Genomic DNA, 23433 nt, shown 5'->3' with positions numbered 1-23433 from the left:
AATACCCATCGAGCATTAAAGGTGCGTACGCTATAAAAACAAGCCTAATAAACGTATAGCACTCAATGTACACGTTGTTCAAGTTTTTGCACAAAACCAAAAAAACATCAATAAATCCATTAAATTCATACATTTATTTAAAAATACCGTCTTGTTTTCGTAAAAAAATAATTTCGAAACTAATTCTTGACCAAAAAATAAATGGTGTATACGTTGTTTTATAGCATTCACGAACGCATTTAGAAACGAGTGATAGGCGAATAAAACAGCGAGGAAACCAGGATATGAACAATAAACCCACCATAGCCGTTATTGGCGCGGGCCTTGGCGGCGCCGCTGCAGGCGCACTACTGCAGAAAGCGGGTTACCCCACCAAGGTGTACGAACAGGCACCAGCGTTTGCGCGCCTTGGGGCAGGCATTCACCTTGGCCCCAACGTGATGAAAGTAATGCGCCGCATTGGTATTGAAGAGAAGCTCAATGCCATGGGCTCACACCCCGATTACTGGTTCAGCCGCAACGGCATGACCGGCGAATATCAGTCTCGCATCCCGCTAGGCGAGTTTGCTCGCGAAAACTATGGGGCGGCCTACATCACCGTACACCGTGGTGATCTGCACGAATTGATGGTCAGCACGCTCGACCAGGACAACCTATATTTCGATAAGCGCCTGGTCGATGTCGACGACAGCGGCAACAAGGTCGTCATGACCTTCGCTGACGGTTCGACGGAAGAGGCCGACCTGGTAATCGGCGCAGACGGTGTCAATTCTCGGCTGCGCGAGAAGCTACTGGGCCCAGAGGCTCCGATCTATAGCGGCTGGGTCGCTCACCGGGCAATTATCTCTGCCGAAAAACTCAAGGCATATGACCTGGATTTCGAAGCCTGCGTGAAGTGGTGGTCGGAAGACCGGCACATGATGGTGTACTTCGTGACCGGCGACGAGAAGGAGTATTACTACGTGACCGGCGTGCCTGAACCCGATTGGAACCACGGCACTTCCTTCGTCGACAGCTCACGGGAAGAGATGCGCAAAGCATTCGAGGGTTACCACCCCACCGTACAAGCGCTGATTGACTGCACTGAAACCGTCACCAAATGGCCCTTGCTGGAGCGCAACCCGCTGCCACTGTGGCATGAAAATCGACTGGTGCTGCTGGGCGATGCCTGCCACCCGATGAAGCCTCATATGGCCCAGGGCGCTGCCATGGCCATCGAGGATGCCGCCATGCTGGTACGCTGCCTGGAGGAAGTAGGCGCCGAGCACTACCAGCAGGCATTCGAACTTTACCGCACCAACCGTTTTGAACGCGCCTCGCGGGTTCAGCAGGTTTCCCACGACAATACCTGGTTACGGGAAGACGAAGACCCGGCCTGGGTATTCGCCTATGACCCCTTTGAAGTACCGCTGAAGCAACCAACCAGTCAAGGGAGCCCAGCATGAACAGCACCTATCTCTATGGCGCCAACGTGCACGCCAATGGTATTCGTCAGCACTACCTGCGCTTTGCCGACAGCGCCGAGACTTCGCGCCAACCGCTGGTACTGATACCGGGCATTACCAGCCCAGCCATCACCTGGCGTTTTGTGGCCGAGCGGCTCGGCCAGCATTTCGACACTTATGTGCTGGATGTTCGTGGACGCGGCTTGTCGTCTACCGGACCCGAGCTCGATTATGACACCGACACTTGCGCCGACGATGTGATCGCCTTTATCGATGCGCTGGGTCTGAGCAATGTCATTCTGGCGGGCCACTCCATGGGGGCGCGCTTTGCGCTACGCGCCATGAGTCGCGGCGCCACGGGAATCGACAAACTGGTACTTATCGACCCACCGGTTTCAGGGCCAGGACGCCGTGAGTACCCCAGCAAGCTGCCCTGGTACGTGGATTCGATTCGAGACTGCACACGTGGTGCCGATATCGAGACCATGCGCCACTACTGCCCCACCTGGAGCGACGAGCAGCTGCGGTTACGCGCCGAGTGGTTACATACTTGCTTTGAGCCCGCCATTGTTCAGGCGTTTGAAGAGTTCCACAGCGTCGATATCCACCAGGATTTCCCCGCTATCAAAGTGCCCACGCTGCTGATGTGTGCAGGCAAAGGCGGTGTTATCCAGGATGAAGATCGCGCCGAAATACGCGCCCTTCTACCGACGGTTCGTATTTCTACCGCGGAAAAAGCGGGTCACATGATTCCCTGGGATGACTTCGACGGTTTTTTTGCCGCGTTTGAAGACTTCCTGGGCAGCGAGCTCTAAGAGAGGCCAAATACCATGACCAGCAACTATATAAAGAACGAGATCAAAAGCTACCGTATCGGCCAGATCGTCCCCAGCTCCAATATCACCATGGAGACCGAAATACCCGCCATGCTTACGGCGCGGCAGTTAATCCGCCCGGAACGCTTTACCTTTCACTCCAGCCGCATGCGCATGAAGAACGTCAGCAAGGACGAACTGGCTGCCATGGATGCAGAGTCGGATCGCTGCGCCCTGGAGCTTTCTGATGCAGCGGTGGATGTGATGGGGTATGCCTGCCTGGTTGCCATTATGGCGATGGGGCCCGGCTACCACCGAGAGTCGCAAAAGCGTTTGCGCAGCCGCACCGAAGAGAACGGTTGCGACACGCCGGTGGTCACCAGCGCCGGTGCTCTGGTTGATGCCCTGGGTGTGATGAAAGCCAAGCGCGTGGTGGTAGTGGCCCCCTACATGAAGCCGCTGACCGAAATGGTGGTCGACTACATACGTCAGGAAGGCATTGACGTGCTCGACTACCGAGCGCTTGAGATCCCCAATAACCTGGATGTCGCTCGCCACGATCCCGCCAATCTTCCCGAGATCGTCGCCAGTCTCGATTTAAGTAACGTGGACGCTATCGTCTTGTCAGCCTGTGTGCAAATGCCATCACTACCGGCCGTCGCCAAGGTCGAAGCCCTGACCGGCAAGCCGGTGGTTACCGCAGCTATCGCGACCACCTATGCCATGCTCAAGGCACTCGACCTGGAGCCCATCGTACCGGGCGCGGGCGCCCTCTTGTCAGGGGCTTACTAACAAGATCAGGTACTTATTGACGATATAGAGTGCTGATTAAGGAGACGACCATGTCGCCACACACGACTGATAACAGCGATGGCGTTAGCGATAACACTGCCACGGACAACTACCGAGGCGTGTGGGATGGGCGCATCGGTTTTGGCAAAACGCCCGCGCTGCTGGTGGTTGATTTTATGCAAGGCTACACCACACCAGGTTCGCCGCTATTTGCCCAGGGCGTGGTGGATGCGGTGGCCAATATGCCTCCGCTACTCAATACCGCACGGCGCACTGGCACGCCTGTTATCCACACCAACATCCTGTATCACGCCCCGGATCAAATCGATGGTGGCATTTGGGTCAAGAAGGCGCCGGTCATGCGGGCGATGGTGGCGGGCAACCCTTACGCCGAGTTCTGCCCCGAGGTGGCCCCCCGTGAAGATGAGCTGGTAATGACCAAGCAGTATGCCAGCGCGTTCTTTGGAACTTCGCTTGCCTCCACACTGGTCGCCATGGGTATCGATACACTCATCATTACCGGCTGTTCCACCAGTGGCTGCATTCGCGCCACCGCTGTTGATGGCGTACAGCACGGCTTTCGGGTGATGGTCGTGCGTGACTGCGTGGGTGACCGTCACCCCGCGCCCCATGAAGCTAACCTGTTTGATATCGATAGCAAATATGGCGATGTGATTGGACTGGATGAAACACTGGGATACTTAATGAAGCGTTAGGAGTATCCGAAAACGCAGGTGAAGCGGACGTCTCTGTTGAGTCATCAGTCCGCGTTCATTTTTTCCAGCAGATGCATTAAGGCAACCCGCTCTGCCGGGTTGAGATTTTTCATGGTCTGATCGCTAATTTGCTTGGCACTGGGCACCATAGCCTCGACTAATGTCTCCCCGGCCTCAGTGATCACGACCATGACTTTGCGTTGATCATTAGGGTCGGTGGTTAGCGAGATCCACCCCCGCGCTTTAAGACGTTTAATGACGCCACGGATAGTGGCGGGATCAATCGCCGTGGCGTTGACGATATCGGTTAACGAGCTGGGGCCGCGCTCCATCACCGTGCACAGCGTTACAAATTGAATGGCCGTGAGCTGTTTATCGCTGCTGTAGCGCTGAAAAATAGCCGTATGCCGCTGGTAGGCTTTACGCAGTAGATGCCCTACTTGCTCAGAAAAATCATACCCTTGCTCTGAAGGCGTAGAGTGCTCGCCGGAAGACGAGTGTTTGAACGCACTATCCGTTGTCATTCCATATCCTTAATCTATTGGCGACGTCGTGTATCGAGTATGGCACTGCTTAACAAAATGATGCATCAACGTATGAAATACTCCTTGCGCTGGATCAATTCATCATGCTTTTATGGCGTACACGCTATAATTTTACCTTAGTTATCGCTCTTTCATCACCTAAAATTCATCCGCACTGATCATCGTAAACGCGAGCGTGGGAGGCAGACATGGCTGATAAATCAGACTATACAAGAGAGTCACTGCTGTATGGGTCTGATGTTCTGGTGATCTATCGCGACCCGGTTACGCCCCCCAAGCCCGCGCCCGGACAGCCAGGTACACACTCAAACTTCACCCCACATGAGCCTGAGATATTCATTGCCGTACTGAGCGATAGTCATATCGTGGCTTTCAACGGCCACGTAGACCTGGGCACGGGCATACGCACGGCGCTCGCTCAAATTGTTGCAGAAGAGCTCAGCGTCGCGTTCGACAGCGTCACCATGGTGCTGGGCAACTCCGTTGAAGCCCCCAACCAAGGCCCCACCATAGCCAGTGCATCGATTCAGATCACTGCCGAGCCTTTACGCCGAGCTGCGGCACAGGCGCGGGAGTACCTATTAACCCTGGCAGCAAAGCACTTTGACACTGAGCGCTCACTACTTAGCTGCCAGAACGGCGCTATTACGCCAAGTGATAATAACCGCTCACCCGTTAGCTTTGGGGAGTTACTGCTAGGTACCCGTCATGCGTTAAAGCTTGCCGATGAGGTGCCGCTTAAGCCGGTCAGCCATTATACCCTGGTCGGCCAATCGACCTCCCGCGTGGATATACCCGCCAAGGCCACCGGGCAATTGACTTTTATCCACGACCTACGCCTGCCCAACATGCTGCATGGGCGAGTGATTCGTCCGCCTTATGTAGGCCATGATAGCGGCGACTTTATTGGCAACAGTTTAATCGCGGTAGATGAAAGCTCTGTGGCGCATTTGCCAGGTGTGATAAGCGTCGTGGTGGTCGGTGACTTTGTTGGCGTGGTGGCCGAGCGTGAAGAGCAGGCTGCCGCCGCAGCCAAACAGCTAAAGATCCAGTGGCGCCCAATCGAAGGCTTGCCTCAGTTGGACAACATAGGGCAAGCACTGCTCGACCTGCCCAGCAAGCAGCGCATACTCCTCGAAGAGGGTGATCTCGATAACGCTCTGGCTGCCGCACAGCATCCGCTCAATCGTCACTATGTGTGGCCATTCCAGCTGCATGGCTCCATCGGCCCTTCGTGCTCTGTCGCCGATGCCAACGAAGATGGCCTTCACGTATGGTCGGGCACCCAAAATCCACACAGCCTGCGCGCCGACCTCGCCCGCCTTACCGGTTTGGATGAAGGCGTTATCACCATTACCCGCATGGAAACCTCAGGCTGCTATGGCCGCAACTGCGCCGACGACGTTGGCGCGGATGCAGTGCTGCTCTCTCAGGCGGTGGGTCGACCTGTTCGTGTGCAACTAACCCGTGAGCAGGAGCACACCTGGGAGCCTAAAGGGGCTGCTCAGTATATGGCCATCCAGGGCGGCTTGAACGCAGATGGCAGCCCAGCAGGCTATCGCTTTAATACGCGCTACCCCTCTAACAGTGCGCCCACCCTGGCACTACTGCTGACCGGCGCTGCCTCACCGATTGATATCCCCTTTGAAATGGGGGATCGAACATCAGTGCCGCCCTACCGCTACCCTCATCGCCAAATAGTGTGCGACGACGTCCCGACCCTGGTGCGCGCCTCCTGGCTGCGTGGTGTCTCGGCGCTGCCCAGCACCTTCGCCCACGAAAGCTATATTGATGAGCTCGCCTATTTGGCGGGTGAAGATCCTGTCGCCTATCGGTTGCGCTACTTAGCCGATAACCGCGCCTGCGAGCTTGTCGAAGCGCTAGCCGAACGTGCGAACTGGAAGCCCTGCACCGCTAACGCCAATCCGAGTAGCAATGGCGAGTGGCGCTACGGCCGAGGCTTCGCTTACGCTCAGTACGTACATAGTAAATTTCCCGGCTTTGGCGCCGCGCTCGCCGCCTGGGTGATTGAGCTAAAAGTCAATGTGAAGAGTGGGCGGGTTGTCGTCGAGAACTTATATGTAGGCCAGGATGCAGGCTTGATGGTGAACCCCGCCGGCGTTCGCCATCAGGTGCATGGCAATGTGATCCAGATGCTCAGCCGCACTTTAAAGGAGCGGGTAACCTTTGAGGATGGTTTACCGACCAGCAGAGAGTGGGGCGGCTACCCTATTCTGCGTTTCTCGGAGCTGCCTCCCATCGACGTCATGCTGCTTGATCGCCCTGAACTGCCCCCACTCGGTGTTGGGGAGTCCGCCTCACTGCCCGGCGCTCCCGCGATTGCCAACGCGCTTTTTGATGCCACGGGGGTACGCTTTACCCATCCCCCTTTTACCCCTGACACCATTCGCGATGCACTGAAAGCCGCCCTTCGACTCCCCATGGAGGCGGCGATTTAATGCACCATCTTGATCTACAGGTTATCGAACATGCGTTGAAATGGGCCAACCAGGGGCTGACCGTTTGGCTATGCACAGTTCTGAAAACTTTTGGCTCGGCCCCCCGGGAGCCGGGTGCCATGCTGGTCGCATGTTCGACAGGCGACTATCTGGGGTCACTGTCAGGTGGCTGTGTCGAAGAAGACTTTATCGCAAGGCTTCAAAAGGGTGAGTTTAACGAACCGGTTCAACGGGTGCGCTATGGCGGTGACGCTGGTTCAGCGAATATTCGTTTACCCTGCGGTGGTCGCCTTGAAGTGTTGGTTGAACGGCTAGCGCCCAACACCGAAAACCTCACTCACCTAGAAGTGATGCATGCCACGCTACTGGGTCGCCAACCGCTAACCCGCTGTATCACACTGGATGGCAGCGGCAAGCGCTTTAACCCATCGAATAACACCGAGCCCACCGTTACTTTCGATACAGATAGCGTCAATATTCGCATAGGCCCTGCGCTACGGCTGATTATCGCGGGGATCTCTTCAGTCTCTGCGCCCTGTGCGCTGTTTGCCCAAACGCTTGGTTTTGAAGTGATTGTCTGCGACCCCAGAGACGCGCCTAGGCAAAATTTTGCTGTCGCCGGAGTGGAGGTGCAGGCGGTACTGCCCTCAGTGTTTATTGCCTCTGGCGGTTGCCATGCCAATACCGCCGTTGTGGCCTTGACCCATGACCCGCGTATCGATGATTTAGCGATGATCGAAGCCGTCCGAACGGAAGCCTTTTACATTGGCGTTATGGGCTCTCAGCAGACATCACAGCAGCGTGCCGAACGACTGCTACGTTCTGGCGGCCTGACGGAAAGCCAAGTAGCAAGAATTGCCATGCCCATTGGGCTTAATCTGGGTAGCAAAACACCGGCTGAAATTGCGCTAGCCGTGATGGCCGATATTGCTCGCCTCTCTCGCGGAAAAGAACGCCATGCCTTGTAGCGATATCATAGTCATCGTGATGGCGGCAGGGCAATCAAGCCGCTTTGGCAGCGATAAAAGAGTCGCCAAGTTAGGCAATGGGGAAACGCTGCTTAGCTCCACTTTACGAACTATTCAGAAAACTTTTTCTAATAGCCGTGTTGTTATCAAACCCGAAGATAACGCCCAGTCACTCGGCCTTATACCAACGAATCACATTATTATTAGTCAGCGCAGTCATTTAGGCCTTGGTTACAGTATTAGCGATGCTTTTAGACAACTCTGCAGCGATGAAAGCGTACATCATTTTCGTGCTGCCGCAGTATGGTTGGCCGACCTCCCCTGGGTAAGCGAAGAAACATGCAATGTATTAACAAAAACGGCCACTCCAGACAGTATTGTACAGCCGCTACACCAAGGAAATCCGGGGCATCCTGTTGTGTTTGGAAGAAAATTCTGGAGCGAACTGGCACTTTTAGAAAACGACAGGGGTGCAAGTCCTGTCATCAAAAAGCATAGCAAACGTGTTATTTATGTCTCTCTCAACGACCCAGGCGTGTGCACTGACGTCGACTACCCCGATGATTTAACAAAATCACTAAAAAATACAAGAAGCGCGCAAGCGCCATACAAAAATACAACAAAAATTACATTAAAAGCCAAAACAGACTTTTAGCTTAACATTACTATGTAAGCCAAAAAGATATTAAAAAACTCAAATATTTAAGCAAGTGCAGGATCGGCCGTTAATGATTAGCGGTAGCAAGAATAACACCCAGGGAACCATTAAACAGTCAAAGCATGGCACTCATCAACATCCTCGTGCTTTGCTTCTGGCCAACATATCGAGGCAACAAATGAAAAAAATTTCTCGTCTTTCACTGACGCAGAAACTGCTGGTCGCTGTCGCTATACCTCTCTTAGTGGTAGCCGTCATTTTAGGCTTTGTGGTCAATCAACAGCTTAACCAGGCTATTCCAGCGTTAATCGATAATGCCGGTAAGCGGCAGGTAGAAGCACGGGCAGATGAAATCAGCCGCTGGATTACCGGGTACCGTAATTGGATCTCCGTACTTGCTCAGGATGAGCGTTTGGTGGAAGACGTGCCGCTTGCGTCTCACCGCGCTTGGCTCGAAAAGCGCTACCCACCAGGGGGCACCATCGAGTCACTGTTCTTTGCTGACGCATCCGGAGCAACCCTAACTCACGCAGGCGTCAACTTGGAGATAGCCGAACGTCCTTATTTCAAAGCCTTAGTGACTGACGGCACCCAGGATAGTTTGCTAAGCGATCCGGTTATCTCCATGGTGAGTGGCCTGCCAACGGCTATTGTCGCTGATACTGTATTCGATGAGCGTGGCAATCGAGCGGGACTGCTGGGCATGACCGTTTCCATGGCCGCCGTATCTGATATTACCTCCGATATTAATGTTGGCGATGGCAGCTACGGCTGGCTAATCGACAGCCAGGGGCAAGTCATTGCTCATCCGGTTGAAGAGTATCGCATGTCGCTCAATTACACCGATGCCGACCAGCAGGGCTACCAAGGCCTGGATGCATTGAGTCAGCAAATACTCAGCGGCACGGCAGGCTCCGGTGAAATAACCATGCCCAGCGGTGAGCAGACCGTGCTCATGTGGAGCCCAGTGGAAGGCACTTCCTGGGTGGTCGGGGTCACCGTGCCCATCACTGCCTTTACCACCGTGACTAATAGCCTGCTGCAGTCGCTGTTGTTGGCGGGTGGACTGCTATTGGCATTGCTGTTGGTGGTGGTTGCCTATGCGGCGCGGCGCTCACTTGCCCCCATCAAGCATACCGCCAGTGCCATGGCTGATATTGCCAAAGGAAAAGGTGATTTAACGCGCCGTTTAGAAGCCAAAACCCAGGATGAAATTGGCGACCTCGCCCACGGCTTTAATGCCTTTGTCGAGCGTATGCAGTCTACCCTTCAGGAAGTGCGCCAAAACGCTCGCACGGTATTATCCGATGCCAGCGATATGGCGGATGGTACTCATGAGCTTTCATCGCGTACCGAACAAGCGGCGGCTAACCTCCAGGAAACGTCTGCCTCAATGGAGCAAATTCACTCCACGGTAGCGCATACTTCCCAGGCCTCCGAACAGGCGAATAGCCTCGCGCTAGAAGCCGCCAATGCCTCAGAACGTGGCACCGATTCGATGAATCAAATGGAAGCCAAGATGGCCGCGATTAGTGATTCGGCCAATAAAATAAGCGACATTATTGGCTTGATTGACTCGATTGCATTTCAAACCAATATATTGGCACTGAACGCATCGGTGGAGGCTGCCCGCGCTGGCGAGCAGGGCCGTGGTTTTGCTGTTGTAGCGAGCGAAGTCCGCACACTCGCCAGTCGCTCGGCATCTGCGGCACATGATATTCGTGCACTGATTGATATGTCCGTGAGTCATTCAAAAGAAGGCGGTGATATTGTCAAGGCGGCGGCTGATCGCATGAAGGAGATTCGCCACAGCGTTACTCAAGTGTCGGATGTGATCGCCGAGATTGCTGCCGGCGCCCGGGAACAAACCACTGGCATCCAACAGGTCAATACCGCAGTGGCAGAGATGGATATGATGACCCAGCAGAATGCTGCCATGGTCAGCCAGAGCGCCACGCTTGCCACCAATATGCGCGATAATGCGCAACGGCTGGATCAACTGATGAGCGAGTTTGTGCTCAGTGAAGGCGGCGCTGAGAACTCTGCGCTACCCTATACGGCAGCACATAAAGCGCGGACAGGCACTGCACTACCTCAAGCACCTAGCCGCCCTCCCCAGGCCACTCAGCAAAAGCATGAAGTGGCAGAATGGGAAGAGTTCTAATTTCTCATCATTAATAAGGCTAAAAGGCACCCGCTTGGGTGCCTTTTAGCTTAAAGTTCGTAAACTTTCGTGACCAATATGCAAAAGTATATAGAGAGTTTCACTGGCATAGCATTCATACCGCCGAACTTAGTTCACCTCCCTGTAAAAGATCACGCTGCTCATGCCATAGCTCCTTAATGAAGCCCCTGCTCTGTTTCGCCCAAGAAACCTATGATCTGCTCTTCGCTGAAAAGCCTGTTCATTATGTTCAACCCCTTTGTGAGCATGATTGAACTCTTAAGTGTGGCGCCCATCAAGTTGGGGCTATTCAGTGCTTTTAAATTTCTAATATTAACAAGTCAGAAGGTGCATAGATATCCTGATAGTAGAACGGGCTACCATCGCCTAGTGATGTACAGGCTGTTACACAGAATGTCGCGTTATCAGGCCGCATTTCAAACAAAGCAGCATGACGGAGAGAGAGGTGGTTTATTGCAATGAGCGTATTTGCTTGATGAGAGCGTTGCCCCAAAAATGCTTCAAGGCAGATGCGAAGATTGACGCCTTCTAATTCACTCAATTCAATATCATCTATATTTATCAGTCTCTGCGGTAAGTACATTTCTGCACCAAGGTTGATGTTATCACCAGTGAGACGTCGACGAATGACAACGTAAGGCCCGGGGCCCAAGTGTTCGCTCCAGGGGCCACGTTCATTGGTGCGGAGTACCTCGACCTTGACCTGTGTCAGGCGTAGTGGACGATTTGTGGCGGCAACACGGAAGCGGAAATGCCAAATATTAGGGCCTAGCGGTTCTGCATCCGCTATGCGAGTGCCGTCTCCGCGTCGACGCACGATTAACCCCAGATCCTGCAACTGACCCAGTGCGCTTTGCACTGTGCCGAGTGAAAGCTCAAGGCTTCTCGCCAGCTCGCTTTCTGATGGTAACCGTTCTCCAGGCTTGACCTTTCCTTCCCGTATAGCTGCCATCAAAGCTAGCCGCAGTGCAGTACGCTTGGTTTCTTGTGGATTGCGGTGACGCTCTTCTTTTAGTTTCTGTATTAATAAAGAGCACAGGGCAGCATCCTGATTTTTTTTAGTCATGCCGATTTGTTACTCTCCTTTTGGCTTCGCCATATTGCACGTGAAAGAACGGCGATTGTAAGTAGCAAGAATACTAGTGCTAATGGGCTCGCCAGAATTGAGATCCCTTCTACTTGATGAAGCAAGAGAGCTTGGCGTAAAGAAGTTTCAAACATTCCTCCTAATAGAAAACCGATGACAGTGCACACAATTGAAATTCGCGCACGAGTAAAAAGAATACCTAGACCCGCAAAAGCTAACATTACACCGACGTCCCAAAGCGATTGGGTCGGAAGGTAAATACCAAAGATACAAAACATGAGCACTGGCGGCAAAATCAGGCGACGTGGATAACGAGCAAACTGCACCCATAGTGATAAACCCGCCCGGCCAATTATAAGGTGGAAAATATTCGCCAAAATCATGGAGGCGAAGAGTCCATAAATAAGCTCCCCATGCATGCTCAGCATGAAAGGCCCCGGTACAACACCATGCATAACTAGGGCGCCAACAAGTAATGCTGCCGCGATATTGCCAGGAATGCCAAGTGCGATTGTTGGAATCAGGTTAGAACCAACCACAGCGCTATTGGCGCTTTCTGTAGCAATGATACCCTCGGGCTCTCCTTTACCAAAGTTATCGCCGTTTTTGGAAGCACGTTTAGCGGCTGAGTAAGATAGAAAAGAGGCTAAGGTTACGCCTAGCCCTGGTAGCATCCCAACAAGAGAGCCAGTCAATGCCCCTCGGATTAGCGTGCGCCAGTAAGAGAAAAATTCACGTGCAGAAACAGATCGGCCTGCTTTCGTATCAGCTTGATTCGAGGCGAAGTCATCTTTTTCACGCCGGGTGATGAGATCAGAAAGCTGAATAACCACAGATGAGAGTGCAAGCGCGCCGATTGCCAAAGCTGACAGTGAGAGGCCATCTTCTAATTTAAGTTGACCAAATGTGAAGCGAGAAGTGGAGGCAACGGGGTCAAGGCCTATCGTTGAGAGTAGAATACCAAAGAAGATACCTATTCCACTTTTTAAGGGTGAATCTCCTGCAATTCCAGCAATTAATGCAAATGAGAATAACAATACAGCTGTATATTCTACTGGCCCAAACTGCAATGCGAAGGCGGCAAAAGGCACAACAAGGACGATGAGTAGTAAATCAGAAATCGTATCGCCGGTAACCGATGAAAAAAGCGAGAATTTCATTGCACGAAAAGCTTCTCCGCGCTTAGCCATAGGGTAACCATCCCAGGCCGTTGCTGCTGCCTCGGGTGAGCCGGGAGAATTTAACAGAATAGCCGGAATGGCCCCACCGGATGTCCCTCCTTTATTGACTCCTACTAGGAAAGCAATGGCAGCTAACGGGGACATGTAAAAGGTTATCGGTATCAGTACCGCCATGGCGGTTACACTGCCGAGTCCAGGCAAAACACCAATCACAATGCCTAAGGCAATTCCTAAAGCGATGAACAGTAAATTCATCGGCTCTAACGCTGCTGCGAATGCCTGTAAGATAATATCTAACATGGATGACCTCAGGGCAGTTGAATATAAAAGGCATGCCATGCGAGTTGCTGAAGGGCCAGCGGCAGTAATATTGAGCCTAGTGCGCATCGGATTAAATAGCGGCGCTGGCCAGCTAATACGATGCCCGTAAAACATGATACGGCGGCGGTGACGACGAATCCTACATACATGAGTAACAACATTGTGGCAATGGCCCACGCAAACCAAGCGAGAGTTTCTAGTAATATACGGGAGCCGTTATGAGGAATTCGTCGGAGCGCCCAGTGGCGATTCTTAAACATTAGCATCGCGCCAAATAGCCCAATGAAAATGCAAGCCAGTTTAGGAAAAAAACCAGGAGAAAGCTGGCTGTGATACGTGGTCGTTTCCACACCGACTGGAATCAGCAAGAAAATAACAAACAGCGCGAAGCTGACGGTAATTGCACCTATTAAAAAATCGAAACGATCAGAAGCATCTTGTGTACAAGTTTTCTGATCTATCATGGCGCAGTCTCCTCATAAATGGCTGCCAAATCTTCATTAATGGTCATTAGTTCTGCCGTTAATTGGCTTCCAGTTAGATCCGCTAAAGGAAAACCGAGCGTGTTCATCATTAAGTCATTGAAGGCTTCGGAATGAGCGGCGGTAATAGCAGCCTCTGTTAACTTGGCGCGCAATTCTTCTGACAATCCGGCTGGAGCCCATATAGTCGCGCCTCCAGGCATGGAAACACCATATCTTTCTTGCATGGTTGGCACTTCGGGCATCGTTTCCTGAGGGGCTGCTGTCATGGAGAGAACAACATTCATTTGATCTAAGTAACGGTTATGGGTCCCGCCAGACCATGCAAAATTCACCTTATTCCCTAACAAAAAGGGAACCATTTCACCGCCGCCTTTAGTTGGCACTGCTACCCAAACAACCTGTTCACGCATGGCAATGTAATCAACAAAGGCGCGCGAGATTGAGTTCTGATCAGCATAACTCATGCTTTGTGCAGCAGAGAGTGCAAGCAAGTCTTCGAACGTTTCAATGCCTGAGCTCTTAGACGTAACGATTGCCTGGGGAAGGTCTGTAACCCTAATTATGGGGTCAAAACTACTCAGCGAATAGTTCACGTTTTCAGCAATAGGGGGCCACAGAACGGTAGACTCTGGCGCAAATAATAATGTATAGCCATCCGCTATAGCACGAGATGCAGCGGTCGTGCCGATCTTTCCGCCTGCGCCAGGCTGGGTCCTGACAAGCACATTTATATTCAATTCATTACCCAGTTCTTCGGCAAAAACACGCGCCATGGTCTCCATAGATCCCCCTGCCTGATAGGGAACAATGAGCGTGATCGGTTTTTCTGGATAGTCGGCCAGAGCAGCAAAGGGCAGAGATATCATAGTGAGAATGAAAATTGTTTGAACAAGCTTACGCATCTCAGTACTCCTGTTTATAGTGTTATTACTATGAAGTTTTGTGCGAATTTTAACCAACTTCATAGCCGGTGAAGCATAAATTGACGCCGAATGGGCATTTTTTTGCTACGCGGAGTTGGCGTGAGTGTGCTGACTTATTGTCATTACTTCACAGTAATAGAGGGCTTTGCGGGCATATGTCAACAAAAATTTGCTATTTTGACTTTTTTATCCCTATATTACTATGTAGTTTTAATTGAACTCAAAACAACTCATCAAAGGTTCCCCATGCTAGGAAGACTCGATATAGACCCTGAAATGATAGGTGAATCTAAGCTCCTAACGACACCGGGCACTGATCCTGCCTTGTTTGGCACCGCGGTGATGAGTGGGCCTGAACATGTTGAAGTGCGTAGCTACCAAACTTTTCGTATTCAATACACGACTGGCAAGCTGGGCCTGGACGATACAGGCGCGATACGCTTGGCCCTTAGGTTAATCTCAGACGCTGGGTCACTACAGACGACCGACCCAACCGCTCCAAATTACGTTACGGCGCGCTCATCCGGTGATGGACAGCTGTTTCTAAAATATGACCGTAACGGGGGACAGCGTCCATGGAATGAAACCCTTACGATTTACCAGCGAGGCGGCTACCTCAAACCTGGTGAGACGATTGAGATTGTGTTGGGCGACACGACTGAAGGTTCTCCTGGTCTCTTAATGTCGACCTTCTATGAAGGCGCAAGGGTTATCCGCGTAATGGCAGACGTGCAGGCTACGGGCAATTTTATTCCATTGCCTGATACTCATTTGGCGTTCACGGTTGGAGCAGGGCCAGCGCATCGGTATTTAGCAATTTTGCCGACGCGCCGACGCTTAAACGACGTCTTCTGCCTTGGATTAAAAGCCGAGGATCTTTGGGGCAACCCGACATCAAAAGGCAGTACACGCTTTGCTATTGAAAGCTCGTTACCCGTCGAAGGCCTTCCGAGTGTCATTGATTTCGCTTCAGCCAGTGGAGCGATGCGCATTGAACCTCTGCGAGTAGCCGCAGAAGAGGGGATATTGAGGATTTGGCTTACTGCTGAAGACGGAACCGTTGTAGAAGCTGGGCCGATGCAGGTTCTTACTGATGGACCAGCACATTTCTGGGGGGATCTACACGGGCAGACCGGCGAGACCGTCGGCACCAACTCCATAGAGCACTATTTTGATTTCGCTCGAAACAAGTCGTTTCTGGACGTGACAGCCCACCAGGCTAATGATTTCCAAATTAAGCCGGCTTTCTGGAAAAAGCTCAATCATTTGACAGAAACATTGAATGAACCCGGTGTTTTTACTGTGTTACCAGGTTACGAGTGGTCTGGCAATACAGCAGTGGGTGGCGATCATAACGTCTTTTTTAGGAAGGAAGGGGCGAGAATATATCGCTGTTCTCACGCATTGGTTGCGGAGCATGATGACCTTGACACTGATGCACATACACTGACTGACCTTTATAACAGGCTTCATGACGAGCCAGTGGACTCCGTCATGTATGCCCATGTTGGAGGCCGCTATGCCAATATTCATTTCGATCACGATCCCCGGTTAGAAGCAGCGGTGGAGGTACACTCTGCGTGGGGTAGTTTCGAATGGATATTAACCGATGGCTTCCCTATGCGTCGTCGAGTTGGGGTCGTTGCGAATTCTGATGGACATAAAGGTCGCCCCGGTGCCTCTTACCCAGGCGCTTCATTTTTCGGTGCCTATGGCGGCTTGACTTGCTTTCTGATGGAAGAAAATACACGTGATGCCGTCTTTGAAGCGATTCGTCGTCGCCATACCTACGGCACCTCGGGCCCGCGTGTAGCCATAGACATTAAGGCAGAGATGACCGCTGCTGGAACACTATTTCACCGCAACCCTATCGCTGAGCCTGATTGTGCAACCGAAAAAGTCTTTGTCTGCACTATGGGTGATATTGTGCAAATAACGGACAAAAAGGTGAAAGTTTCAGTATCAGTGGACGCCCCCGTCGGTATTGAAAGCATTGAATTGCGTCGAGGCACAAGCACGGTTGCCCTATGGCGTGGTTACGAAGACAAAAACCTTGGTAATCGTTTGCGTCTCATGTGGTCAGGCGCAGAATATCGTGGCCGTGGCCGTAATACTCGCTGGCAGGGGCGAATATTAATCAATGGTGGTTGTATAGAAAGGTTTTCACCAGTAAATCGCTTAAACCCTGAGCAAACCTTAGAACAAGTCGGGTCAAAAAGTGTGATTTTCAATACGATTACCACTGGCAATCGGATGGGATGTGATATTTGGCTTGAAGAAGAGAGCTCTGAAGTTGAGGTGACAACCAATCATGGTGCGCTTTCACTTACACTTAAAGAGATGGATGGCAAACCGGTAATAATGAGTGCAGGAGGGCTTGAGCGGAAATTAATAGCCCAGCGGCTACCTGCAGGCGGATTAGCTACTTCAGCGCACTTTCAAAAAGAAATAGAGATCGAAGAAGACGGTGATACCCCAGTTTGGCTTTGCGTTAACTTGGAGGACGGTAACCAAGCTTGGACTTCCCCTATATATTTGTTCCAAAAATAATTGCCATGGCTGCGTCGAAACTAGGCGCGGCTTATGCATTTATGTCAGCATCTCCCCCTCTGTAGGCTGCTATCCTGAGGGATGGTAGGAGAAGTTGTATCAGCGGGCTTAGCTAAAAAGTGGCAACCAAGGTCAGCATAATGGAGTTTTACACAGGCATGCCACGTGAGATGGAAGCGAATAGAATCCGGCCCATTATCGGTAAGGCTAAGATCGCGTAATGATACTCGCCAGGAATAGGCGTGTCGCTGGCTGGCCAGCAGTAACTGCTCACCGTCGTACATAACCGCCGACACTTCTGCGTTGGCGAGCTTTCCCTGATCATCACGAACACCAAGAGAAGACAGCGCCAATGCTGGAAAACTCCATGATTCTCACCATCATGAATTAGCTATTTTTTTGTTCAACTTAACTGTGCTCATACTCGTTTGAATGTACATCGTAATACCTGGGGGCCGACATGCCTGGAACGTATTGTTCAGAAATAAAATTGCTGCATCGTTGAGCAAAAGCCTCTACCACCCTCGGAAGCTGAGCTCCTTTCAAAGTTGCACATCCTATATACAATGGCCGGTGCTGCCCAGAGAGCTTCAGACGAATAACTCGTTTTCCATCTTGAGAGAAATTGGCTTTGGGACGTACATTGGCAATAGAGTAACCTAACCCATTTGCCACCATAGATCTTACGACTTCCAATTGATTTGAACATAGCCTTATATGCGGGGCTTCCCCAGCACTTGAAAATAGACTAAGAAAATATTCTCGGCTATAGGGTAAATCAAGGAAAATCATCGGAAAATCTCGAAGATCCGATATACTTATCGCCGAAAACTCGGTCAGCGGATGATGATGCCCTACAATAATATGAGGTGGTAAACCTACCAACGGAGTGAATTCCACATCTTCAAAAATATGAAGGTCATAAGTAATGGCAATATCAATCTTGGATCGTCGCAACCCTTCAATTAACTCATCGTGATCCCCTTCTATTAAGGTAACTCGCACACCAGGAAACGCCTTTGCAAAACCATATACCACTTCAGGTGCAATCATAGGCGCTAACGAGTTGAAGCACCCTACCCGCAATGGTCCTCTGACTGCATTTATCGAGTCTGACGCCAATGTATACAAATTTTTTGTCTGCTCAACGATCAGCTTAGCTTCCTGTAACACGATGCCGCCGATAGGAGTTAAAGAGACACCCTGGGCATGGTGGCGTATAAAAAGCTGCACACCCAGTTCTGCTTCTATGTGCGTTATAGCTGCAGAGATAGAGGGTGAGGATACGTGGATTTTCTCAGAAGCTTTAATTATGCTGCTTTCTTCACCGCAGGCTATAAAATATTCAAGTTGGCGATGTGTAATCCTGCTAAGCATAATATTCTCACTTCAATCAAAATCGGCTATGGTTAGAATTTACCAGCATCGATAAAAAAACAATCACTCCAAATGGGAGTCAAACAACAACTTTATCCATAAAATCACCATTCATTTTCGCCAACAACATTAACCTCTATAGTTGAGTGGACGATATTAATTTGGGAGGGAATCAGGCTTCGATACTCATCCGGCGTAAGAGGATTCTTTGAGATAATAGATATAGCTAGGATAAGATTGCCTGCTCCTAGCTCCCATATATGAAGATCTACAACTCTATCTGACGATCTTTCTTGAATTACCTGCCGCACACTTTCAAGTAAAGCTATACTTGGTCGCTTATCTAACAAGTTAGCAGAGGTTGTACGCAGCAATTTCCACGACCAACGCGCAATTAAAAAAGCGCCTACAATACCTACTAACGGATCAACCCATAGCAAACCAGTATGCTTCGCCACTAACAAAGATATAATAGCCAACAAAGAGGTGAGTGCATCAGCTAGAACATGAAGATATGCGGAACTTAGTGCATGGGATTGCCTAGATGGAGCTACTTGATCATCGTTATGTGAATGTGAATGTGAATGTGAATGATGATCATGGTTTTTGCCCAAGATGATGGCGCACACTATGTTAACCACAAGGCCAATTACCGACACAAGAATCGCCATATTAAAATCAATGGCTCGTGGCTGCAGCATGCGCGACCCGCTTTCTACCAGAATGATGCTAGCAAAACCCCCTAATAAAATAGCACCTGCAAACCCCGCCAATGCATCAACCTTGCCCGTGCCAAAAGTAAACGAGGGATCATTGGCATGTTTTCTGGCATAGGCATATGCAAAAGCACTAATACCTAATGCAATAGCATGTGATCCCATATGGAGACCATCAGCAAGCAGCGCCATGGAGCCGAAGAAATATCCTGCTACCACTTCCAAAGCCATTACCAATATCGTGATGAGTGTCACAAAGAGGATACGTTTCTCATTCGTGTTTTTTTGATCAAGCCCGAATGAGTGCTGATGTTGATAAGCTTCCAAGACACCAGAATGATGATTCATGTCAAAGCCTCAATAAATATTAAAGATGTAAAGCTCACTGCACCAATGATGGAAGCGCCATCGAAAGCTGCGGAATAAACACAAGCAACAATAGAAAGGCAAATAGCGTAATAAGAAACAGAGTATTCGCTCGAATAACACTCGTCACATCCTCGTTGCCAATTTTGGCGGCAACTAGCAGCGCTAATGCAACAGGAGGTGTTACTTGGCCTATCACCACTGTCACTATGATGAGTACACCAAAGTGTAATAAGTCGACATCCATGGCCATCAGCGCTGGCAGAAGTATTGGCATGATCATAGGAATCAATGGATCCAATACCATGCCGGCAATAAGCGCCAATAAAAGCAGCACGAGCACTCTTAACACAACTGATTCAAAAGGAAAAAGGGTATCCAGACCAGCCGCTAAAGCGCTTGGCACACCAGCCTGCGACAACGCCCAGCCGAAGGAAGTGGAGAGTCCGACCACCAGTAGAATTTCCCCTGTCAATACGGCGGAGTCCACCATGGCACGATAAAGCTGCGCAAAGCTGAGAGTGCGATAGACCAGCATGGCAAGCACTAGCGCATAAGCTACGGCAAAAGCACCGGCCTCTGAGGGAGTAAATAGCCCCACAACCAACCCACCTAATACTAGAAATGGAAGCCCCATCGGTAATAGCGCTTGCATTCCAGTTATCAAAACCCGATTCCAAGCAAAATTACTTATAGGTTTCCAGCCATGTCGCCGCGCCTGAATAGCCACAATTAGCATTAACAACAGGCCCATCAATAATCCAGGTAGCACTCCCGCCAAAAACAGTGCTCCTAATGACACACCTGTCACCGCCGAATAGAGAATCATGGGGGAGCTTGGAGGAATTAAGATGCCAATACCGGATGAGGTTGCTGTTAGTGCGGCTGCGAATGGGCCCGGATAGTTATTTTGTTTGAGCTTCGGGATCATAATCGACCCAGTACCGGCTAAGTCAGCCACCGAAGTCCCTACCATCCCCCCAAACATGATGCTTGAAGTAACATTGACGTGTGCCAAGCCACCTCGCATCCACCCCACCAAAGCTCCAGCAAATGCGAATAAGCGATCAGCAATGCCACTAGCATTCATGATGGCGCCAGCAAAAATGAACAGTGGCATCGTCACAAGAATATAGTCACTCATACCTGCCAGCGTTTGCTGGGGTAATGCTAAGCTCCAGCCACCGCTAAACATTAAATACATCAGTATGGCCGCCGTCAGGGATACAATGATGGGCACACCCAAAATGACTAACAGACAAAGCAACACGATAGAGGCACAAGCGAGTAACAACATGATGGCCCCCTCAGCGACGTAAGCTGAGCAAAAAAGCGATGGTCATACCTAAAGAGCCAAATAGCAGCCCACTGTAGACGATACTCTTCGGCGCTCTGAGCATGGCGGTTACATCGTTCCCGAAGAGATCAATGTATTGCCATGTCAGCCAGCCCAGTACACTCATCACGCCAGCACTGAACAGCGCACACAGTCTGCGCATCAGAACCAAACGAGCGGGCGAGAGAGAGCGGGTCAATAGATCGCAAGAGATCAATGCACCCCGGATACTGGCCAGCACGATCCCGAACGCCGCGACCCACACCATTAAGGCAATGACGACTTCATCTGTCCAAGGTAGCGGGCGGCCAAAAAGATAACGACTGGTGGCATTGGCAAAAACAAGTAACGCGATACTACTAATGCAACAGGCTGCGCCTGCTTCGGTTATCTTTACCAGGCCTAATCCTACTTTTGGCACTCGTAACTTCTGTCCTATGTGATAAGAAGAAGCCATTGCCAAGCGTCCCGAATTAATGATCTTCATTTGCATCTGCTCCCTTCGCTAAGCGGTGCTTAAGAAGCGAGCCATAACCGGGGCGCGCGCCATTAACATCCACTGCCTCGAGACAGTGCCAAAAGGAGGCTTGAATAGCAGATATCACGGGCTTACCCAGCTCAGCTTCCAGTGCTTCAATCACCCCCACAGTACGAAAGTTGGTGCAGCTGATAAAAATGGCGCTGGCCTCAGGATGATCAACGGATTTCACTAAGTCATACACCTCCTGCAAAGAGACTTCAGCTAATGCCTGGTCTTCATCAATCCTCAGATTGGCGTGGCGAAGCACTTCATGGCCATTCTCTTGCAGGAAGTTGATCGCTCGTTCATGCACCGCATCCACATAGGGAGTAGCGAGGGCCACTTTGTCAGCCCCCACAGCTGCTAACGCCGCCAATGTTGCCGTTGAGGCAGTAGTGACTTGCGGGCCTGGCGCCCACTGCTTGAGCTTTTCGATTAAGGCCTTGTCGTAGGCGGTTCCATGCAGGAATGACGCACTGGTACCACCGAAACAGAGCACATCAATGGGAGCAGAGCCGAGCAATTTTGCGGCCTGCTCAATTTCCGGAGAGCGCATCATTGCATCAATGCCCTCAAAGGTGACCTTTGGCAGCCGTATACGGGTAGTGTGAGTAGAAACCCCAGGAGTCGACATAGCCCACATTTCAGCCTCCATCACGATGCTTGATGCCATATAAATCAATCCAATACGCGCATCATCGCCGCTACCGTCATAGCGAAACACAGGGTTGCTCATCGGCTGTTCATGAGATGAATTCATTATCTCAACTCCAGGATATTCTGTGCCTGCTCCCAGAACGCTTCATTCAAACGCTCAGAAATAGCATCGCGGATGGGCACCGAGGCAGATTGAAAGCTGGCTAAATCAGGCTGGTTAACCGCTACCCCGGCATTGCTGAAGACCTCAACTAGCTCGGCATCACTGGTATCAGAAAGCTGGCGGGTTTGATCTGCACCCTCCTGAGCAGCGGAGATTACTCGCTCCTGCATTTCAGGCGACAGCAATGCATAACTGTTGGCACTCATGGCGAGTGTAATAGGGGTGTAAACGTGATTGGTTAGAGAGACGTAATCCTGAACCTCATAAAGAGAGAACTCTTCCAATACTGAAAGCGGATTCTCCTGCCCATCCAAAACGCCCTGGCGTAACGCTATGTAGACCTCTCCAAGTGACATGGGAGTCGGTGCCGCACCCAACATTTCAAATGCAAGAATACGTGTTGCGCTGCCAGGAGTACGCAACTTCAGACCTGAAAGATCCTCCGGCGTATTGATCGGACGGCGGTTGTTGCTAATCACACGAAAACCAAGCTCACCAAATGCCAGTACTTCAAGGCCACTCTTGTCACGCAATGAGTCGGCCAGCAGGTCGCCAAGCTCTCCATCCAAGGCATCACGCGCGGTTTGCTTATCTGCAAAGATAAAAGGCATATCGAAAAGCGCGAAATTACTGTCTAGCTCAACGATATCCGACCCGATAGGCAATACTTGCACCTGTTCGGCTCGAAGTAACTGTATCAAATCAGATTCGCTGCCCAGCGCCCCACCTTCAAAGAACTCAAGTTCAACCTCCTCTTCGGCGCTCGCCTGGAGAGCGTCCCTGAAGCTCGTTAGCATGACATTGAGAGGGTCACCCGGGGTTGTCTCAACAGCTAGTCTCAGCTTAACAACATCATCACTCGCTAATATTGAGGTCATCGGAAATGATAAACCGGAGATAAGTGCATACGTCAGGAGTTTTCGTTTTAACATGCTTTTTTTCCACAATATAGAAATTATTCAGGCATGCGTTTGCATACCAACTATAAGCATTTTTTGTGCCACTTTTTATTAATCATAAGATTTAAAACACTTAGCAAACAATAAATGCTATTGGATGCTTCCCTGCCTACACCGTTTCACTGAATTTTATTACTGCTGTTATATTTTCGGATCGTTACGGTGCATTGACTTTTATTACTTCCTTGAAACAACTGGCTGACGTATTC

At 50.8% G+C, this 23433-nt stretch carries 20 protein-coding genes; 9 read left to right on the top strand and 11 right to left on the bottom strand.

Features of this window, described 5'->3' with window-relative positions:
• Nucleotides 1-284: 284 nt before the first annotated feature.
• The 4 genes from HZS52_RS07555 to HZS52_RS07540 are packed head-to-tail and all read left to right on the top strand — an operon-like array spanning nt 285 to nt 3768.
• Nucleotides 285-1445, top strand: a complete 1161-nt coding sequence (locus tag HZS52_RS07555) for an FAD-dependent monooxygenase (RefSeq protein WP_009286019.1) — start codon at nt 285-287, stop codon at nt 1443-1445.
• A complete protein-coding gene (locus tag HZS52_RS07550) occupies nt 1442-2260 on the top strand; it encodes an alpha/beta fold hydrolase (protein ID WP_159177540.1) in 819 nt (272 codons plus the stop codon). The genes HZS52_RS07555 and HZS52_RS07550 overlap by 4 nt, the downstream gene beginning before the upstream one ends.
• Before the next feature lie 42 nt (nt 2261-2302).
• Nucleotides 2303-3052 carry a maleate cis-trans isomerase family protein gene (locus HZS52_RS07545; protein WP_445533562.1) on the top strand — a complete coding sequence of 250 codons (750 nt, stop codon included), beginning with the start codon at nt 2303-2305 and terminating at the stop codon, nt 3050-3052.
• A gap of 50 nt (nt 3053-3102) precedes the next feature.
• On the top strand, nt 3103-3768 hold the full coding sequence (locus HZS52_RS07540) for an N-carbamoylsarcosine amidohydrolase (RefSeq protein WP_190374453.1): 666 nt from the start codon (nt 3103-3105) through the stop codon (nt 3766-3768).
• Nucleotides 3769-3812: 44 nt separating this feature from the next.
• Here the strand turns inward: HZS52_RS07540 and HZS52_RS07535 are convergent, their stop codons facing one another.
• Nucleotides 3813-4292, bottom strand: coding sequence for a MarR family winged helix-turn-helix transcriptional regulator (locus HZS52_RS07535; RefSeq protein WP_022521534.1), 480 nt, complete (start codon nt 4290-4292; stop codon nt 3813-3815).
• A 209-nt stretch (nt 4293-4501) separates the two neighbouring features.
• Between HZS52_RS07535 and HZS52_RS07530 the strand changes: the two genes are divergently transcribed.
• The 4 genes from HZS52_RS07530 to htc1 all read left to right on the top strand — a co-directional run bounded on the left by HZS52_RS07530 (nt 4502) and on the right by htc1 (nt 10562).
• The gene (locus HZS52_RS07530) at nt 4502-6772 is read left to right on the top strand and encodes a xanthine dehydrogenase family protein molybdopterin-binding subunit (protein WP_190374452.1); all 2271 of its coding nucleotides are present in this window, start codon (nt 4502-4504) and stop codon (nt 6770-6772) included.
• Nucleotides 6772-7740 carry an XdhC family protein gene (locus HZS52_RS07525; RefSeq protein ID WP_190374451.1) on the top strand — a complete coding sequence of 323 codons (969 nt, stop codon included), beginning with the start codon at nt 6772-6774 and terminating at the stop codon, nt 7738-7740. The genes HZS52_RS07530 and HZS52_RS07525 overlap by 1 nt, the downstream gene beginning before the upstream one ends.
• Entirely contained in the window at nt 7730-8395 is a 666-nt protein-coding gene (locus tag HZS52_RS07520) for a nucleotidyltransferase family protein (protein WP_022521531.1), read from the top strand. Before HZS52_RS07525 ends, HZS52_RS07520 begins: the two co-directional genes overlap by 11 nt.
• Before the next feature lie 181 nt (nt 8396-8576).
• On the top strand, nt 8577-10562 hold the full coding sequence (htc1, locus tag HZS52_RS07515) for a methyl-accepting chemotaxis protein Htc1 (RefSeq protein WP_035538718.1): 1986 nt from the start codon (nt 8577-8579) through the stop codon (nt 10560-10562).
• 319 nt (nt 10563-10881) lie between these two features.
• Here htc1 and HZS52_RS07510 read toward each other — a convergent pair whose 3' ends face one another.
• The 4 genes from HZS52_RS07510 to HZS52_RS07495 are packed head-to-tail and all read right to left on the bottom strand — an operon-like array spanning nt 10882 to nt 14559.
• The gene (locus tag HZS52_RS07510) at nt 10882-11649 is read right to left on the bottom strand and encodes a GntR family transcriptional regulator (protein ID WP_009286024.1); all 768 of its coding nucleotides are present in this window, start codon (nt 11647-11649) and stop codon (nt 10882-10884) included.
• The gene (locus HZS52_RS07505; protein ID WP_035537878.1) at nt 11646-13151 is read right to left on the bottom strand and encodes a tripartite tricarboxylate transporter permease; all 1506 of its coding nucleotides are present in this window, start codon (nt 13149-13151) and stop codon (nt 11646-11648) included. Before HZS52_RS07505 ends, HZS52_RS07510 begins: the two co-directional genes overlap by 4 nt.
• An 8-nt stretch (nt 13152-13159) precedes the next feature.
• On the bottom strand, nt 13160-13636 hold the full coding sequence (locus tag HZS52_RS07500; protein WP_138801152.1) for a tripartite tricarboxylate transporter TctB family protein: 477 nt from the start codon (nt 13634-13636) through the stop codon (nt 13160-13162).
• Nucleotides 13633-14559, bottom strand: coding sequence for a tripartite tricarboxylate transporter substrate binding protein (locus HZS52_RS07495; protein WP_190374450.1), 927 nt, complete (start codon nt 14557-14559; stop codon nt 13633-13635). The genes HZS52_RS07500 and HZS52_RS07495 overlap by 4 nt, the downstream gene beginning before the upstream one ends.
• 120 nt (nt 14560-14679) lie before the next feature.
• Between HZS52_RS07495 and HZS52_RS07490 the strand changes: the two genes are divergently transcribed.
• Nucleotides 14680-17130: a DUF3604 domain-containing protein gene (locus HZS52_RS07490; RefSeq protein ID WP_190374449.1), complete on the top strand. Its 2451-nt coding sequence runs from the start codon at nt 14680-14682 to the stop codon at nt 17128-17130.
• Between the two features lie 408 nt (nt 17131-17538).
• On the opposite strand, the gene HZS52_RS07485 is transcribed toward HZS52_RS07490, so the two are convergent.
• The 6 genes from HZS52_RS07485 to HZS52_RS07460 form a co-directional block, all read right to left on the bottom strand.
• A complete protein-coding gene (locus HZS52_RS07485) occupies nt 17539-18507 on the bottom strand; it encodes a LysR family transcriptional regulator (protein ID WP_027958275.1) in 969 nt (322 codons plus the stop codon).
• A gap of 104 nt (nt 18508-18611) precedes the next feature.
• Entirely contained in the window at nt 18612-19571 is a 960-nt protein-coding gene (gene dmeF / locus HZS52_RS07480; RefSeq protein ID WP_138801157.1) for a CDF family Co(II)/Ni(II) efflux transporter DmeF, read from the bottom strand.
• Nucleotides 19572-19605: 34 nt separating this feature from the next.
• Complete coding sequence (locus HZS52_RS07475; protein ID WP_138801158.1) at nt 19606-20886, bottom strand: TRAP transporter large permease; 1281 nt, start codon at nt 20884-20886, stop codon at nt 19606-19608.
• Nucleotides 20887-20896: 10 nt separating this feature from the next.
• Nucleotides 20897-21412, bottom strand: a complete 516-nt coding sequence (locus HZS52_RS07470; protein WP_171051197.1) for a TRAP transporter small permease — start codon at nt 21410-21412, stop codon at nt 20897-20899.
• Entirely contained in the window at nt 21399-22205 is an 807-nt protein-coding gene (locus HZS52_RS07465) for a maleate cis-trans isomerase family protein (protein ID WP_190374448.1), read from the bottom strand. Before HZS52_RS07465 ends, HZS52_RS07470 begins: the two co-directional genes overlap by 14 nt.
• The gene (locus HZS52_RS07460) at nt 22205-23143 is read right to left on the bottom strand and encodes a TRAP transporter substrate-binding protein (RefSeq protein ID WP_223828126.1); all 939 of its coding nucleotides are present in this window, start codon (nt 23141-23143) and stop codon (nt 22205-22207) included. The genes HZS52_RS07465 and HZS52_RS07460 overlap by 1 nt, the downstream gene beginning before the upstream one ends.
• Nucleotides 23144-23433 lie beyond the last annotated feature (290 nt).

The sequence above is a fragment of the Vreelandella titanicae genome (genome assembly GCF_014697095.1).
GTDB lineage: Bacteria > Pseudomonadota > Gammaproteobacteria > Pseudomonadales > Halomonadaceae > Vreelandella > Vreelandella titanicae.
This window is presented reverse-complemented; position numbering and strand designations above follow the sequence as displayed.